Below are 16,192 nucleotides of genomic sequence, written 5' to 3'. Positions count from 1 at the left end.
GCTCCTGTGCGCACTTTGCCTACCGGGCCGAGCCTGCGCCTTGCCGAACGCTTGCGTGATCGCGAACGGAAAGGAAGGGACCGTTTGGCACATCGAGAAGAGTTCTTGGCTTTTCTGTAAGCCTGGAGATACGCAGCGCGGCCGAGTTCAACGCGCTAACATCGTCTTTCTCCCTGCGGAGGGCGGCATGAACCTCCTCTCCAAGTATAGCTTCGATCTGCGGAAATCTCGGTGTGGCAGGCCGGTGCTGGGTGTGCAGAAGACCCTTATGGGCTAGGTCATGGATGAAACTCAACACCCTCGAGCTGGCCTTCATTTCCGAGTCGGTTGCAAAGCGCGGCGCCATCGGCAGGCCATGCTCTCGCTGTTGGTCGGATTTCGCGGAGATTAGCCAACCTACGGCTTCGATGGCAAGTCGGGCGCGTTCCTTCGGCAGGTTCGTCGGAATGGCCAACAGGAAGCCGCTTAACGGCGATGCCCGTGTTCCGCCGAACGCAACTGGCTGCAGCAGATATTTGACGCGCGCCTTGATCAGGGACCGAATGTCGTATTCGAGTCGCGTGGCGCGCATCGACCATATATAGCCCATAGCGGCCTGGCCAGACATGAAAACATCGAGCGAATCGTCCCAAGCGGATTTGAGGATCGTCGGCGGCGAGATTTCGATCAAGCGATGCATGTAGCCGAGCGTGCGATGACCGGCATCGGACACTATGACGTCTGCGAGTTCTTCTTCTTGAAGTCGCTTACGCAAAAGGCCGGTGCGCGGTCCACGTGCCAAAAGAGGCGAGCCGCCCGCGGCGGCCATCAGCGCCATGAAACTCTGCGCCACTGGCGTTCCAGGGCCGGCGTCCCAAACGATACCGTATCGTCCCGGTCCCGCAAGCTTGCGCCCGGCCGCGATCACCTCGTCGAAGGTCTTTGGATATTTCAGCCCAGCCTCTTCGAAAAGGTCCGAGCGCGCGGCAAAAGTGTTGACGCTACAGTAGATCGGAACGCCATAATTCTTGCCATTCCACTGGCCGAGCGATTTAATGTCCGCATCCGCCACAGACGAGGCATAACCCGACTGATCCAACAGGTCGGCGATTGGCTGGATCACGTTGCTTTCAGCGAGGTCACCCAACCAGGACAGGTTGACGCTAACGATGTCGTAGCGCGAGACCGCTCGCTTGCTGTTCTCGATAAGCTCGCGCCTCATCTCCGCGCATTGATGTAGGTGGAAGCTACTCGTGGACCCAAGATTGCTGCGGAAATCAGTCCAGACATTGCGCAGTGCAGCGAAATAAGGGTCATCGTTTACCAGAAACTGCAGTTCCCCGCGGTTGGATGCCGCGCTTGTAAGCTTGCTCGGCGGAACGAATTGCGAAGCCCGCGCTTCGCCGAAGTAATACTCATCCTCGCTTTCCCCCGGGCAACGCGCGCCGATGGCTTCGGCGAAGACAGACTTCATTTCGCGGGCGTAAGTCTCGAACGCCTTCATCATCCCGTCGCTGGGATGGAGAGAATGTGTCTTCTTCGACTTGCCTCGGACGGACCGGACGATGAGACCTTGGCTGATTAGCGACCGAATAAACCGGCGAGACGTCGCGTAGGGCAAGCCCGTCACGCTGCACAACGAAGTAATAGTCACTGCCTTCTTCACATACTCGCTTCTCACGAGATGCGTGACAGTGTTCCAGAAAGGCCGATCATCACGATCGGGCATTGCGCGATCGAAGGCCCCATAAACCCTTTCGATCAATTTGACGACGCGTAACACCTCAAGCTCATTCATGGCATACTCATCTCTCGTGCGTTTGGCATGGTTAGAGAATGTTCCTGTCCGAAGACCGTATGTTCCCTCCGGGAACATTCTTTTAGCCCAATGCGGCCGGCAGGACTTTCCATCGAGACACTGTTCTGCATGTTGATACGGCATTCCAAATATTGCACCGTTAGGGCGACTCGTCAAAGAAATCGTTTCCTATTCAGGTGCCAATCCAGGAATTGACGTGAGCCTACCCCGTCCGGAACTCGCGCTTCGACACATCGGGGAGGATGGATGTCGCGGCCTATGATCACCGCGACCGCCCGCATCTTCTTTCGTTCCGTCGGCTCGGGCGTCAGTGGCGCTGTAGCAGCTCCAGTGCAGACTATCGGGCTCCTAGGGCAGACAGCCCCTACCTGTTCGCGTTGTCCAATCCGGGCGACGTGTGATCAAAATGGCCAATCTGTTAATTGCCACTCGCTCTCTTTGGTCGCACGCTCTACCCGTTAGTCGTTTCACACTCGAGCGGCTTCACACGGGGCTTGCCCGGAATACGCTACGAGCGACCTGCTCGGCAGTCTGACGAAGGAGCTAGCACGTGTTGACCATTCTCAACCACCAGGGTCAGGAGATGGAGCGCGAACTCTTGGCACATTGGTCCAAGCCGAAGGTTGTGACGCCACCAGCAGGCACTCCACGCTGGCAATGGCCGTCCGACATTGACGTACTGTTGACGACTCCGTCAGGCTGGGAAGGTGCGCCAGCCAACCCCGTTCCTGGCTTTGACCGCCTGCGGCTGGTGCAGATGGATACTGTGGGAATCGATCGATATCCCGAATGGCTATTGCACGCTCCCAACGTTGCCAATGCCCGCGGGAGTAATTCGGTGCCGCTGGCTGAATATGTAATGTCAGCAGTCCTTGGTTTTGAAAAGCGCTTCATCGAAGCGCGGATTACCAGACGTGAGGAATGGCGGCATATTCCCATGGGCCAAGTGGAAGACCGCATGATCGGCATTGCGGGCTACGGGGCGGTCGGTCAGGCTATTGCTCACCTCGCCAGAGCCTTCGGTATGCGCATCGCCGCGTTCAAGCGAACTTCCTGGGAACAGCGACCCAAAGGTGTCTTGATCGTCGATTCTATTGGCGAGTTGGCCGAGATTTCTGACCATCTTGTGCTGGCATGCCCGTTGACGCCTGAGACACGGTATCTCGTTGATGGCCGCGTACTGGCGTCGGCACGTCGCGGTATGCATCTGATCAACGTGGCGCGCGGCGGGCTTATCGAGGAGCGCGCGCTATTGAAGGCGCTAAACGACGGCACGGTCGATCGTGCATCGCTCGATGTGACCGAGCCCGAGCCGCTGCCGAGCGGCCATCCTTTCTACACACATCCGAAAGTCAGGCTGACGCCGCATGTCTCGTGGGAAAGCTCCGCCAACAGCGGTCGGATGCGCCGGATCGTGCTCGACAACATTGATGCGCTGATCGATGGCGCGCAGATACGAAATCTCATCGATATCAACCGCGGTTACTAGTGCAGACAACTAGACTTGCGCGCCGAACCCAGACCGGTTGGCGGAGGAACGACCTAACAGCGTGCCAGAGTTCGGCAAGGTTCGGGAAATCAGAGGAAGACAATGATGCACAGCACCAATCCACAGCAGCATCAAAGCAAGCTTCGTGTTCGCGCACGCGATCCAAAACAGAGACCGCAGATGGCCGAAGGCTTGGCGCCGACGGGCGGTATCACGAGCAATGAGGATTTCTTCATCGTGCATCACTATGCGCCGGCGGAGGTCGACGCATCGACCTGGAAGCTGGAACTTAAGGGCGCGACAAAAAGGGCTGTTCTGACGCTTGAGGATCTGCGCAGCCTTCCCCTGCACTCGGTGACTGCCATTGTCGAATGTGCCGGTATGAGCCGCGGCTACCTGCCGGATCCCCGCCCGGGCACCCAGTTTGGCCACGGTATGGTAGGGAAGGCCAAATGGAGCGGACCCAGACTGAAGGACGTTCTGGAGTTTGCTGGCATGCCGCTGGATTTCGTGACGCTGATCGTTCGTGGCGGCGACCAGGGTTTAACGATGCCGGAGAACGAGCATTCTGACTTCGCCAAAGGTTTGCCGCGCGATAAGGTGCTCGACGGCGACACACTGCTCGCGATCAACATGAACGACGAGCCGCTGCCATTTCTGCATGGCGGACCCGCGCGGATGGTCGTGCCGGGATGGTATGGCGTCTGGTGGGTGAAATGGCCGGCTGTCATTGAGCCTTCCGCCGAGGCAAAGTTCGACGGTTTCTGGCAGCATCGTCGCTATACGTTCCAGACGTTGGAAGGTGAACAGGTCGCGGTCGTCACGGATCAGCTGCCGCGTTCGGTGATCGTGTCCCCCTCCGACCGCCAAGTGGTCGAAAAGGGCAAGGTCGGAATCGAGGGCCTGGCCTGGGCGGGCGAGTCGAGAATTGCGAAGGTCGAAGTTTCAATCGACCGCGGTCGCAATTGGACACCGTGTCAGCTCGACGTCGGAAAGGAGCGGTGGGGTTGGACCCGATGGACAGGGACCGTGGAATTTAACGGCCCGACCGGCTTGCATCAGATCGCCGCCCGGGCAACCGACGAAGCGGCGCGCACCCAGGAATGGACGAGTGCCGACAACAAGTTCGGCTATGGCAACAACCGGATCGTATCTGTCAGCGTCGATGTAGTGGCATGATTACAGACCAGCACCGAAAAATGGGGATGGCGCCGCGAACGTAGTTTATCCGAGTTCCCGGATCGGGATCTGGCACATTTCCTGGCGGATCCACACGAGATTTTCGATCCATCTTTGTTAGATTTAATAAATCAGGCCAGGGGCGCCCATGACGAGAAGGCCTGAGACTTGGACTTAAGGCGCCATTTCGTCAGATAAGACACAGTCGGCATAAACGATAGACCCCCCGACAGGCGAAGCAATATATGGGCAGTCAATTCGACTTTTCGGCGGTGGTCAGCGGTGACTATGGCAAGCTATTCGTCATCGGCGTTCAATACACCTTTGTCCTCTTTGGGTTGAGTTGGGTGGTATCCATGTCGGTCGGGACAATCTTGGCGGTTTTGAGCCTCAGCCGCACTAAGGTGCTTCGGTGGCTGGTCGCGGTCTTCGTCGCATATCATCGTAACGTTCCCCTGCTGGTGCAGCTGATGCTTTGGTATTTCGCAATCCCACGCACGCTGCCAACATCTGTCACCAGCGTCATTAATTCGTGGAGGCCTGAAGTGGCATATGCAGTCATCGCGCTCTCGCTCTGCTGCGGGGCCTATATTGCTGAAGACATTCGCAGTGGGCTGCGCGCGATCCCTCGGACCCAGTTCGAAGCTTCACGATCCATAGGCTTCAGTCGGTTTCAGTCTATGCGTTGGGTGATCTTGCCTCAGGCATTTCGCCTGTCCTTGCCGTCACTGATCAACGATACGCTCGACCTATTCAAGAGCACAAGCATCGCGGCGGTAATCGGAGTAGGAGAACTCACCTATCAGATGCGGCTGATCGAGAACGAGACATTCCGCATCTACGAAGTCTTTATCGTCGTTAGCGCGATCTACTTCTCCGTCACCATTCCGTTCATGATCCTGGCTGCCGCGGCGTCCCGCCATGCCGCTTTGTACAGGAAATAGGCTTGATGCTCACGATCGTTCAAGATCACTGGAGCTTTCTGCTTTGGGGTCAATTCCCCGACGGTCCAATAGGAGGACTTGCCCTCACGATTGTCATTGCGGTGATGAGTCTTGCCATCACCTTCCCGTTCGCGGTGTGCATCGCGTTGGCGCGCACCTCCGGATTACCCATGTTGCACTGGCTGTCTACCGGCTATGTCTATGTCGTCCGCGGCCTGCCGATTTTGACGTTCCTTCTGTGGTTGTATTTCCTGTTGCCGCTTTTACTGCCTTTTTCGATAACGCCCTTTTGGACTCTGTTGGCAGCAATCGTTATCTACCAGTCCGCCTATCTGTCGGAGGTCATCCGTGCCGGTATAGAGGGATTGCCGCCCGGCCAGACAGAGGCTGCACGTAGCCTCGGAATGTCGTGGTTCATCGTTACCCGGAAAGTTGTGTTGCCGCAGGCGTTGTACGACGTCCTTCCCGGAATTCTAAACCAGTTCACGATCATTATTAAAGAGTCTTCTCTTGGCTCTGTCATAGCCTTGAATGAGTTGACTTTCCAGGCGGCGCAAGTCGACTCCTTCCTGGTGACAAAATCGTTGAGCATCTATTGTCTTATAGCTCTCGTTTATTTCATGATCTGCTTCTCTCTTTCTTATCTGGTGAAGAATTTGGAGAATCGGATTGCGAATAAGCGGGGAGCGACTCTGACTGGACCGGATAATTTTGGATTTGCGTGATTTCTAAGCGCGCACAACTAGAACGGACAACTTCGTGTCAGACGCAGCGATTGTTTTTGACCAGGTGCAGAAGCGCTTCGGTGACTTCACAGCATTGGCTGGTTTCAGCGAGCGGGTTGGAAAGAATGAGGTGATTATCCTGTGCGGACCCTCTGGATCGGGAAAGTCGACGCTCGTCCGGACGGTCAATCGCCTGGAGACACTGCAAGGCGGACGGGTACTTGTGCACGGACAGGATGTTGCGGAGCATACGGTCAATGTGGATGTGCTCCGGCGCGGAATTGGATTCGTCTTCCAGCAATACAATCTCTTCCCGCACCTGTCGGCGATCGACAATGTGGCGATTGGACTTCGGCGCTTGCTGGGGCAGCCCAAGGACAGTGCTGCCGACCAAGCCCTGGCACTCCTGGCCCGTGTCGGCCTCAAGGAAAAAGCTCATCGCCGTCCGTCAGGTCTTTCTGGCGGAGAACAGCAGCGCGTTGCAATCGCCCGGGCCTTGGCGATGAAACCTACCATACTCTTGTTCGACGAGCCCACCAGTGCTCTGGATCCGCAAATGGCGGGCGAGGTTAGGTCGATCATCAGCTCGTTGGCCGAAGAGGACATGACCATTATGTGCGTGACACATGACATGGGGTTGGCGACATCAATGGCGGACCGTGTCTGGTTTCTCGAGGGTGGCGCGCTGGTGGAATCCGCAGCCGCGAGCGATTTCATTCGGTCGGAAAATCCACGTGTGCGGAACTTTCTTTCGAAAATCCTGCCTCACTGCCGCTAAAGAGGCTGTTTTCGAAAATCGGTTTGCTAGGCGTTCCGTTTGAGGCTGGGTTATGATTCAAGCGTTGGATGTGGACAGAGCCGTGAGAGTGGCCTAGGTCGCCCAAGAAGACCGAGCGCTGCCCGTTCTGATTTGACCGACGAGGAGTGGGAGCAGTTCGCGCCGCTGATCACAAGCCTAGGCGCGGGCGTCCGAAGGACGCTTTGGTAAAGGCGCCCGTCGCTTCGGCGACACGCTTCGACCCTTGGGAGATAGCGGGATCAAGTATTTCGCGCGAGCCACAAAAAGCTAGTTCTTTTGGTGTCTCCGCTCAGCCAATGCTGGCTGAGCGGCGACTCTAGCGCACCTGATTGGTCTTATGGATCAATGCTTCGATCCGTCAGAACGAGCGCTGGAAGCGTAGGATACCGCCGACAGCGTTGCTCTTGCCAGCGGGGATGCCGGTCCAATTGGAACCGTTGCTGTCGTGGTCGTTATGAGCCCAGTCAACTTCGGCCGTGATCGTGAGGCCCGGGACAATCTTGTAGGCGACGTTCGCCGCAAGACCGAATTCCTTAGCCTCATCATAGGATACCTGGAGGTTGAACGAAGTCTTCTCGTTGAACTTGTAGGTGCCGCCGCCCCAGACTGCCCAGTTGCCGCCCCACTGTTTGTAGAAGCCGCGGCCGCCAGCCGGGATTGCCCAGGTCGGGTCGGACAGGTTGTCGTCAGTGCCGTAGCCAGCCATGATGAACAGCGACAGCGCCTCGGTGGCATTCACGTCCAGGCGAACCTTGCCGGCCACTTCCTCGTAGTTGCTGTCATAGGAGACGACGCCAGTGATGGCGCCCCAGCCCTTCGTGTACTTAACGCCGCCGACGACATGCGGAACATAGCTGTCGATCGTGCCTTTGACCCCCGAGCCTTCCTCGAGCGAGATCACGGCGGAAAAGCCAGCGCCAGCGTCGAAGTAGTACTGGACGACGTTGGTGTCGAAATCGCCGTAGGGAACCAGCGTATCGTTGATCACGTTGCCGGCGTAGCCGATGAACGTGTCGAAGGCCGATTCGTCCTTACCGACGCGGAGACCGCCGAGTTGGATCCAGGCAAAATTCAGTGAACTGCTGTTACTGCCGTCGGAATAATTGAAGCGGGTTTCAGTGTAGGTCTTCAAGGTGCCGAGCTCGGTTTCCTGACCAGTCCACGTCTTCAAGGTGAAGCGGGTCTTTTTATGCCAAGTATCATTGGTGCCGTCGTCCTCATGGTCGACCGCACGACGGCCGTCGAACGAGCCTACCTCGCCGGCCGAAGCATCCCAGCGGATGTAGCCACCGATGCGCAGGCAGGTTTCGGTGCCAGGGATGTAGAAGTAGCCTGCGCCGTAAACGTCGCAGATCTTGATGTACTCAGCTGGTTCCGGCTCGTCAACGGTGACGGCATCGGCCGCGCGTGCGCCCGTGACCGCGGCCAAAGCGGCTGCGGAGCCGAGAAGAAGGCTCTTGATGCTCATTTTTTATCTCCAGTCACAAAGATCAAAAAAGGGGTCAGGGCATCTTCTTTGTTAAAAGACAGCGCCCCTCCCCGTTCCCCACGATCGAAAAGGTGCTCGACGCGCTACCTTTTCGCAGTTTGATTGCTATCCATGACGTCTCTAAATGCAATATAAATGCGATGTAATCCACTGTATCTTAAACAACCGTGGCCTTTATGCCACGAAAATCGTGGATATACCGGGCAATTGGCCCATACTGCACATACTATACAATCTGTACAGCTCTCACCTGGTGCCAAATACACTGCGTATTGCGTCGTCGCGCGTGCGGTCCTCAAGAGCCTTCACAGGCTCACAACGGGATTCTCGTCAGCGGCACTTCATGTCGAGGAAAAGTCTCGTGCAGCCCGGATAACTTCTGCAGCCAAATCTTGCCGGAGCATCTCTATGGGAATTCGGCCATCAAGCCGAGATGAAGGGGACGTCAGCCAAATCCACGCCGGTCTGGGATTGGCGATCAAGGAGAGCACTTGTCGTATCCCCGGCGCAGGCCTGCCGTCGATGAACTGGGCTAAGGGAAACACATGCTTGCGCGCGCCCTTCCGCAACGCAACTACATCATTGTGCCGTTGCCACCAATGCAATGTCGAACGCGGTATGCCGAAGTGGTCTTCCAGGTATGTTGGCCCCGCAACCGCACCCGCCCAGTCTTCAATGCGCTGGCTATCGCTTGGCTGATCTCGCGCTTTTACGACTGCGCACCCACGTGCGCCCTCAGTCTGCGGCGTGCGCGGAGCCGTCTCGGGAGGAGTCGCATCGAAACGTCGCTCTGCGTCGGCCGCGAGCCTGCGAACAAATTCAAAGGCCAGGGCAGTCAGATCGTCATGAACGGTTTGTTGATGCGTTGCAGAAACCAAATCGGCGGCTCTGCCTTGCCCTATGTGCGATGCGACTGAACTCCCACCCTTCATAACTTCCGCGAGTTGAGCCAGAACGCGCTGGACTTCCTTTGCAACCAAGCATGAAAACTCGTCCTGGCGAGGTTCATTTCCAAAATCAAATGATTTTGTCACGTGTGACTCCCTGCCGCGTAAGAGCGCGATTGAATTCTGATTTTGGGCTACGATTTCGCCATGGAAGTAAATGCCCCGTATCGATACCGACCCCGGCTACAAGCCGCTGCTCAGCTTCAATTAGTGGGAAGAACGTTCGGCTGGTTAGCATGCTGGCGCCACGCGTGCGCGACCACGAACATCGACGTCGCCCAGCCATGATCCAGGTACCCGTGGGCAGTCTTTTGATGCCAAACAGCCATTGAACCAATTCTCAAACGGACTCTAAGATCGTTACCTATGCCGTGGCTTGGGATCGGGCTACGTTATCCAACATGCCCTGCCCTGTCGGGAGTTATCAATGCCCCGAGCGTAGGCCGGCGGAGACTATCCGCTTGAAGTCAAAGCCAAAGTGACGCTCAGAGCCGAGATCAAATGTAATTTTAACGCCGCCGGGCATGCAGTCTCGGCAGCACCGCGGAGCCACGACAAGACGCAGACCGAATTATCACAGACCGCATCGTCGATGGTCTCACTAGCGGAGCCGAGAGCAGAGAGATCTGCTGCAGCATTGCCTGCTGAGCTTCTCTGATGGGATTGGGGGCCTGATCGCGAATAAAATGCTGCAAAGTTCCGCTCCAACTGATGGCCCCTGTTCGAGTACTAACTTGCCGCAGTCGCCCCTGAGGTCGACATGGCGGAGCACTTCGCCATCTCGAATCGTCACTACCGCGCACTGCCCCTCGGATCCGCGCGGAGACGGCGAATTGCTAATTCAGCATCACTTTCGACCCCCACTTCTAACAGGCCAATAGTGAGAAAACTTGTATGACGAAACACCTACCGCCTTCCCTATCCGGTCTACTTAGTCGTCGAAGCGCTTCTTTATCGGGTTCAGGTAAACGCGCTTCATCGCATCAAAAAGCATCTGTCCAGCATCATGACCGGATGGCACGTTGACCAATTCCAGGATATCTCGTCGGACGTGGAGCAACTCGGCACCGGTCCACATCGCATAGATCTGAGTTTGGCAGGCGCGCTCCAGGTAGTATAGCCGCTCGTAGGCATGGGCAACGGTTTTGCCGAGAACAATAATTCCATGATTGGCAAGAAACAGAACATTTTTCTGACCGAGAACTCGAGCCATCCTCTCGCCCTCGTCTAACGTTGTCGCTTTCCCGTTATAGCTTTCATCGTACGCTATGTCGTTCAAAAAGCCTATTTCGATTTGTCCGATGGCTTTGAGGGAGGGGTCCTTCAGCCGTGTCAAAGCGGTCGCAAAGGGCATGTGAGTATGGAAAACCGCAGCGCATTCAGGACGAGCGCGGTGGATTGGTACATGAATGCAATAACAGGTCGACTCGACGATTCCATCGCCTTTCAGCGTGCTGCCATCAAAGCCTACTTCCAGAAGCTCGCTGGCAGCAGCCTCGCTCCAATGCTGTCCGAAAGGCAGAGAAAGAAAGCGATCCGGCTTGGATTTTGAGTATGCAGTGAGATGGTTGAATATGCCTTCATTCAACTCCTGTGCCGACGCAATTCGATGTGCAGCTGCCAGATCGCTTCGAAGTTGCCACCAGTCCTTGTCGAGACTCGCCGAGGGTGGCGACGCAATAGTATGTTGATCCATTTATAGAACCTCCCTAGAATCATTCATCTCAGCGATTCGAGTGAACTTTTTTCCACATCGCTTGCGTCCACACTTCGAGCGACCCGCTTTCTAATTAATTGGATCACCAAATTTGAACGCGCGTTCCTTCATGATTGGTCCTATCGTTCTGTCGTACATTTTCTGGCCTTCACCAGATTTTTCCAGGTCGACGAGAACCTTGTTGAGATGATCGACCCATGCTGGATCGCCCTTGCGAACGGCGAAGCCGATTTTGGAATAACCAAGATCGCCGTCCAGGATGACATATTTTGCGCTATCGGCGTTCGCCAGGAAGGTTCGCAAGAACAATTCGCCGGACGCAAGGGCATCAACCAATTTCTGCTCTATCGCGACGTAAGCCTGGTTGCCATCATATGAAATAAGTGTGGCCTCCGGGAACCGCTCACGGGTTATCTTTTCAAGAAGCGAACCTTTATTGTTGGCAAAACGTGCGATGCGAAGGCCGTCGAAATTAGTGATGCCTGAATCTTTTCGGACCATGACCTTGAAGTAGTTAGTGAAATACACCGCGCTGAAGTCGACCTGCTCGGCGCGAGCTGCTGTCCAGGTCATCGCTGCTGCGAGAAGATCCACTCGGCCCTGGAGCAAATCCGCAATTCGTGCTTCCGACGCAACCAGTTTGTACTCTACGGGCACACCAAGAGAGTGAGCAACCTTTTCACAAAGCTCGGGTTCTAACCCTTCAATTTTGCCCGTTGTTGGATTTTGCAAGGCGAACCCTGGAGTGACCCCTTGGACTCCACATACAAGTTTTCCGCGTTGCTTGGCATCTTCCATGACGCCAGCGAAGACTCCGGAAATAGTTGCGCCACAAACCATCAGTGCTATTGCTATTTTTTGCAGGTGTTTTTGACCGGAAGCCATTTTTTGTCCCCACTTTTTGAAAACAAGGTTCACAATCTGGAAAACTGCATCAGCCAAGCCGATAATTGATCTGCGGCTTTTTTCTGCAAAGCGGAAAGAAGTTCACTATGGACATCGCGGCTACACGATGTGCCTAGAAGCCGGTCTAGACAGCCGGCAACAAAATAGCTTCAGGCGCAGTTTGTCGCCCAGCGATGGATGCGGTCGCCCCGAGTGCCTATCCGAAGTCGAAGCATCGACCTGCCCAGCTATCAACCTGCTCTATATATGACCCAGTTTTTTCGAGCTACCCGGCAAGATGGATCGCTCGTAGCCTCTAAGAGGCAGACTTCTATCTTGAACTGGCGCTGAATTTCGGGAGGAGCCAATTATCAGACCGCATACCGAGTCAGAACCGATATCAATCGTGTTCTATCTCATCGAGGAGTTCGACTTGCTTGCTTTCGCGTCAGCGGCGGGCATACTTCATCGCGCCAATCGAATTCTCGGATATCAGGCCTATATCTGGCGTACGGCTTCGAACCTGCAGGAAACCGTGACCGCCAGTTGCGGTACACCTGTCCTCGCCGAAATGTCGCTTATGTCCGAGCGAAGGGCGCTTTTGAACGGCTCGCGCCCTTCCATGGTCGTCGTTTGCGCCGGAGACAATGTCGATAACCACAGCACGAGAGGCCTTGAAGCCTGGGTTCGAGAATGTCGGCATCACCGGGTGATATTGGCTGGTCTAGGAACCGGGACGCAGATTCTTGCCAGCTCCGGCGTTCTCGACAACAGGTCTTGTGCCGTTCATTGGCAGTTCCGTCCAAGCTTCAGTGAGCGCTTCATGGATGTGGACGTCCGAACCTCGATCTACACGATCGACGATGGTATCTGGACCTGTTCGGGAAGTTCGGCGTCGCTGGACATGATGCTGCATCTCGTCGGGCAAAAGTTCGGACCGGGGGTTGTCTCTCAGATTTGCGAACAAGCACTAATCGAACGTGGCCGAGGCCCGCAAGAAGCGCAACGGATTCCTTTTGTGAAAGGTGGCCGACTGTCGAACCCAACAGTCGTAAAGCTGATACAGGAGATGGAGCGGACAGCCGGCGACCCCGTCCCGATGAGTAGCCTAGCAAAATTCGTCGGTCGTTCACGCCGCCAGATGGAGCGCCTCTTCCAAAAAGAAATCGGCTGCTCACCAAGCAGGTACTACCTGCTTCTGCGGTTAGAGCGTGCGAAGCTGCTCCTTGTGCAGTCGGACATGCCGATCATCGAGATCGCCGTCGGGTGCGGTTTCGTCTCGGCTTCCCACTTTTCAAAATGTTTTCGCGAGGTGAACGGCGTTACTCCTCAGGCGCTCCGAAGGTCCAACGCGAACGAAAACCGTCGGCTCTTATCCGAGTCCCACGGCGCCGATTCCAAAGTCAGAGCTTTGATATAACGGTCCGTTTCCCAATCAGTATGCGGATGCCGTCATAAAGGCCACTCCGGGTGATCGCGCGATCTGGGCTGCAAGAGTGGCCAACGTCATATTTGTTGTGCGGATGCAATCTCGGCGTCGAATGCTTCCGCCATTAAACGTGCCTTGCGAGGCGACTGTTCGAACGAGGGCTTCGAGGGATTGGCCACACCCGGCAGCCTGGTTTTGCGCCGCTCGCCACGTTACCTCCTATTCGTCCGATGCGGAGAGCGCCGCCGTGATCTGTCGGAGCGAGATTTCACCCAGCGGCCTGCCATCGTATCCGGCCACAAGAAAGGTATCCCGATCAGAGTTGGCCAAGTTCTTCGCCGCTGCCTCCAACGTCGTGCCAAGCGTGATACGGACGAGCGACTTCGGCTCTGACGAGGACAGCGGACTCATGACGGCTTCGACCTTAAGGAACCGGGCGCGGTTCACGTCCTTCACGAACCGCCGGATATAATTGTCCGCAGGCCGGAGAAGGATATCTTGGCTGTCTCCCTGCTGAACGATCGATCCATCGCGGAGGATTACAATGCGGTCGCCCAGCCTCAGCGCCTCGTCGAGGTCGTGGGTGATGAAGACTATTGTCTTCTTTAGTTCAGTTTGGAGCTCCAGCAGCATAGTCTGCATGTCGGTACGGATGAGAGGGTCCAGCGCGGAGTATGCCTCGTCCATGAGAAGGATCGAGGCGTCGTTGCTCAAAGCCCGCGCCAAGCCCACCCGCTGCTGCATGCCTCCGGACAGTTCATGCGGGTATCGTTGCTCGAAACCCCTGCGGCCGACGCGATCGATCCAACGCATCGCCACGTCGCGGGCTTTCGACCTCTCGACGCTTCGGATTTCCAACCCGAAGATGACGTTGTCCATCACGGTACGGTGCGGCAGCAACCCGAACCGTTGGAACACCATGGCGGTCTTGTTGCGGCGGAACTCCCTTAATTCGAGTTCCTTCATATCCAGGACGTTCTGACCGTCGACAATGATGGAGCCCGAGGTCGGCTCGATCAGACGATTGATGTGTCGGATCAGCGTCGACTTTCCCGAGCCAGACAGACCCATCACAACCTGTATCTTGCCGGCGGGCATCTCGATGTTGATGTCGTTGAGGCCGAGAATGCGATTGTGCTTGGCAGCCAGCTCTGACTTCGACATCCCGTTTCGGACGGCTTCGACATACCGATCGGGTGTCGGGCCGAATATCTTGTAGAGATCACGGATCTCGATCTTTGCGCCGCTGCTATTCATCAGCGGAACCCCGATGTTTCTGCATGCGCCGGCCATAGGCCTGGCTTATCCGGTCGAAGATGATCGCTATGCCCACGATGGCGAACCCATTGAAGATTCCCTGGGTGAAGTACTGATTTGCGATCGCCTGAAGGACGTTGAGGCCCAGACCCTGAACGCCGATCATCGAGGCGATTACAACCATGCTGAGAGCCATCATGATGGTCTGGTTGATCCCAGCCATGATAGTCGGAAGCGCCAGTGGCAGTTGCACCTTCCAAAGCTTCTGCTGCCGAGAGCATCCATACGCATCGGCCGCTTCCAACACTTCCTTGTCGACGAGACGGATGCCGAGGTCGGTGAGCCTGATGATAGGAGGTATCGCGTATATCACCACCGCTATAAAGCCGGGTACCCTGCCGATGCCGAGCAGCATGACCACCGGGATAAGATAAACGAATGGAGGCATGGTCTGCATAATGTCAAGGATCGCCTGCATGACCGCGCCGACACGACGGAAGCGGTTCAGGATGATCCCGAGTGGAATACCGATCGCGATGGCGAATATCGTGGCCGCAAATACGAGGGAGATCGTCTTCATCGCCTCCTGCCAAAGTCCGAACAGGCCGATGGCGATCAGGACGCCGATGACCGACAGAACCACCGCGCGGCTTCGCGCGCAGAGCCATGCTATGGTTGCGAGTACGATGATGACGATGGGCCAAGGCGCTCCGGTAGCGACGTTCTCGAAGAAGGTAAGAATGCGCTGTAAAGGAAAGAAGCTGCTTTCGATAGCCGCTCCATAAGCACGCGTGAATGCTCTCAAGGACCCGTCCACGTAGCGCTTTATCGCCAGCAACACCTCGGGATCGAGTTGCGGAAATCTAAAAAGCCAGTCCATTCAGCAATTCCAGTACAATCTCAAGCGGCGTTAACGCAGCGCACACACGGCGACCTGGACAGGACGCCGTGTCGTGAAGTGTGATCGTATCCGCAGCCGATAGGCGGGTGCGCAGGATGCGACCGCCGCGGCGCCAGATGGCTCCGCGACAATCAGCGATTTCAGTTCGCGGCAGCTTTTACTTTTTCTGCGACATCTGCAGATACCCACTTCGTCCAGACTTCAGGCATGTTCTTGATGAACCACTTGGCGCCATCCTCGCCATTTGCCTGATTGTCGGTCATCCAGAGCATGATCTTCCCGACTTCAGCCCGGGTCCAACTGCGTTTGGCGAAATACTCTTTTGCTTCGGCGACGTCGTCGCGCTTCATAAATGCCGCACTTGCGACCGTCACCTCTTCCGCAGGCACCCAGTAATTCACCTTTGGATCGGGGCAATCCGGCTTGGAAGTGCAACGGGTCCATTCTGCTTCGTCATGAGGACCCTGCAGCATCAACATGGGATACTTCACCAGCAGCGATGTCGGCGCCCAGTATCCGGTGATAAAACCCTGCTTCTGCTCATACGCCTTTGTGATGACGCCATCCAGGGCCGCGCCCGATCCGGTGGGGACCAGTACGAAACCCTTCTTGTCCGCCTGGAGAGCCTTGAAC

General features: G+C 56.2%; 14 protein-coding genes. 6 read left to right on the top strand and 8 right to left on the bottom strand.

Annotation, left to right across the window (positions count from 1 at the left end; all coding sequences use genetic code 11):
* Positions 1 to 19: 19 nt before the first annotated feature.
* Positions 20 to 1,777 carry an ABC transporter substrate-binding protein gene (locus LB528_RS28250; protein WP_224513698.1) on the bottom strand — a complete coding sequence of 586 codons (1,758 nt, stop codon included), beginning with the start codon at positions 1,775 to 1,777 and terminating at the stop codon, positions 20 to 22.
* A gap of 574 nt (positions 1,778 to 2,351) precedes the next feature.
* Between LB528_RS28250 and LB528_RS28245 the strand changes: the two genes are divergently transcribed.
* The 5 genes from LB528_RS28245 to LB528_RS28225 all read left to right on the top strand — a co-directional run bounded on the left by LB528_RS28245 (position 2,352) and on the right by LB528_RS28225 (position 6,913).
* Positions 2,352 to 3,287 (top strand): NAD(P)-dependent oxidoreductase, encoded by a 936-nt coding sequence (locus tag LB528_RS28245; protein WP_224513699.1) that lies wholly within the window; start codon positions 2,352 to 2,354, stop codon positions 3,285 to 3,287.
* Positions 3,288 to 3,389: 102 nt separating this feature from the next.
* Positions 3,390 to 4,466, top strand: coding sequence for a molybdopterin-dependent oxidoreductase (locus LB528_RS28240; protein WP_224513701.1), 1,077 nt, complete (start codon positions 3,390 to 3,392; stop codon positions 4,464 to 4,466).
* Positions 4,467 to 4,711: 245 nt separating this feature from the next.
* Positions 4,712 to 5,410, top strand: a complete 699-nt coding sequence (locus tag LB528_RS28235) for an amino acid ABC transporter permease (RefSeq protein ID WP_224513703.1) — start codon at positions 4,712 to 4,714, stop codon at positions 5,408 to 5,410.
* A 5-nt stretch (positions 5,411 to 5,415) separates the two neighbouring features.
* Positions 5,416 to 6,135 carry an amino acid ABC transporter permease gene (locus LB528_RS28230; RefSeq protein WP_224513762.1) on the top strand — a complete coding sequence of 240 codons (720 nt, stop codon included), beginning with the start codon at positions 5,416 to 5,418 and terminating at the stop codon, positions 6,133 to 6,135.
* 34 nt (positions 6,136 to 6,169) lie between these two features.
* Complete coding sequence (locus LB528_RS28225; protein ID WP_224513705.1) at positions 6,170 to 6,913, top strand: amino acid ABC transporter ATP-binding protein; 744 nt, start codon at positions 6,170 to 6,172, stop codon at positions 6,911 to 6,913.
* Positions 6,914 to 7,292: 379 nt separating this feature from the next.
* On the opposite strand, the gene LB528_RS28220 is transcribed toward LB528_RS28225, so the two are convergent.
* The 4 genes from LB528_RS28220 to LB528_RS28205 form a co-directional block, all read right to left on the bottom strand.
* Complete coding sequence (locus LB528_RS28220; RefSeq protein ID WP_224513708.1) at positions 7,293 to 8,402, bottom strand: porin; 1,110 nt, start codon at positions 8,400 to 8,402, stop codon at positions 7,293 to 7,295.
* Between the two features lie 362 nt (positions 8,403 to 8,764).
* A complete protein-coding gene (locus LB528_RS28215) occupies positions 8,765 to 9,457 on the bottom strand; it encodes a hypothetical protein (protein ID WP_224513710.1) in 693 nt (230 codons plus the stop codon).
* A gap of 844 nt (positions 9,458 to 10,301) precedes the next feature.
* Entirely contained in the window at positions 10,302 to 11,066 is a 765-nt protein-coding gene (locus LB528_RS28210) for a class II aldolase/adducin family protein (RefSeq protein WP_224513712.1), read from the bottom strand.
* Positions 11,067 to 11,156: 90 nt separating this feature from the next.
* Complete coding sequence (locus LB528_RS28205; RefSeq protein ID WP_224513714.1) at positions 11,157 to 12,029, bottom strand: transporter substrate-binding domain-containing protein; 873 nt, start codon at positions 12,027 to 12,029, stop codon at positions 11,157 to 11,159.
* A gap of 349 nt (positions 12,030 to 12,378) precedes the next feature.
* Here LB528_RS28205 and LB528_RS30495 point away from each other — a divergent pair, with 349 nt between their 5' ends.
* Positions 12,379 to 13,392 (top strand): GlxA family transcriptional regulator, encoded by a 1,014-nt coding sequence (locus LB528_RS30495; RefSeq protein ID WP_224513717.1) that lies wholly within the window; start codon positions 12,379 to 12,381, stop codon positions 13,390 to 13,392.
* Positions 13,393 to 13,620: 228 nt separating this feature from the next.
* Here the strand turns inward: LB528_RS30495 and LB528_RS28195 are convergent, their stop codons facing one another.
* The 3 genes from LB528_RS28195 to LB528_RS28185 all read right to left on the bottom strand — a co-directional run.
* Positions 13,621 to 14,658 carry a glycine betaine/L-proline ABC transporter ATP-binding protein gene (locus LB528_RS28195; RefSeq protein WP_224717087.1) on the bottom strand — a complete coding sequence of 346 codons (1,038 nt, stop codon included), beginning with the start codon at positions 14,656 to 14,658 and terminating at the stop codon, positions 13,621 to 13,623.
* Positions 14,651 to 15,538, bottom strand: coding sequence for an ABC transporter permease (locus LB528_RS28190; RefSeq protein WP_224513718.1), 888 nt, complete (start codon positions 15,536 to 15,538; stop codon positions 14,651 to 14,653). The genes LB528_RS28195 and LB528_RS28190 overlap by 8 nt, the downstream gene beginning before the upstream one ends.
* Before the next feature lie 161 nt (positions 15,539 to 15,699).
* Positions 15,700 to 16,192 (bottom strand): glycine betaine ABC transporter substrate-binding protein (locus tag LB528_RS28185; RefSeq protein ID WP_318012367.1); only part of this gene is annotated, 493 nt, incomplete at its 5' end.

Origin of the sequence: Mesorhizobium sp. CA4, assembly GCF_020165075.1 — a bacterium.
GTDB lineage: Bacteria > Pseudomonadota > Alphaproteobacteria > Rhizobiales > Rhizobiaceae > Mesorhizobium.
The sequence above is the reverse complement of the archived record's forward strand: the minus strand, read 5'-3'. Positions and strand labels throughout refer to the sequence as shown.

What these genes read in the sequence shown, in the direction of transcription:
- LB528_RS28190 (WP_224513718.1), bottom strand. Translation starts at nt 15,538, where the DNA reads ATGGACTGGCTTTTTAGATTTCCGCAACTCGATCCCGAGGTGTTGCTG.
- LB528_RS28250 (WP_224513698.1), bottom strand. Translation starts at nt 1,777, where the DNA reads ATGAATGAGCTTGAGGTGTTACGCGTCGTCAAATTGATCGAAAGGGTT.
- LB528_RS28195 (WP_224717087.1), bottom strand. Translation starts at nt 14,658, where the DNA reads ATGAATAGCAGCGGCGCAAAGATCGAGATCCGTGATCTCTACAAGATA.
- LB528_RS28235 (WP_224513703.1), top strand. Translation starts at nt 4,712, where the DNA reads ATGGGCAGTCAATTCGACTTTTCGGCGGTGGTCAGCGGTGACTATGGC.
- LB528_RS28220 (WP_224513708.1), bottom strand. Translation starts at nt 8,402, where the DNA reads ATGAGCATCAAGAGCCTTCTTCTCGGCTCCGCAGCCGCTTTGGCCGCG.
- LB528_RS28240 (WP_224513701.1), top strand. Translation starts at nt 3,390, where the DNA reads ATGATGCACAGCACCAATCCACAGCAGCATCAAAGCAAGCTTCGTGTT.
- LB528_RS28210 (WP_224513712.1), bottom strand. Translation starts at nt 11,066, where the DNA reads ATGGATCAACATACTATTGCGTCGCCACCCTCGGCGAGTCTCGACAAG.
- LB528_RS28230 (WP_224513762.1), top strand. Translation starts at nt 5,416, where the DNA reads ATGCTCACGATCGTTCAAGATCACTGGAGCTTTCTGCTTTGGGGTCAA.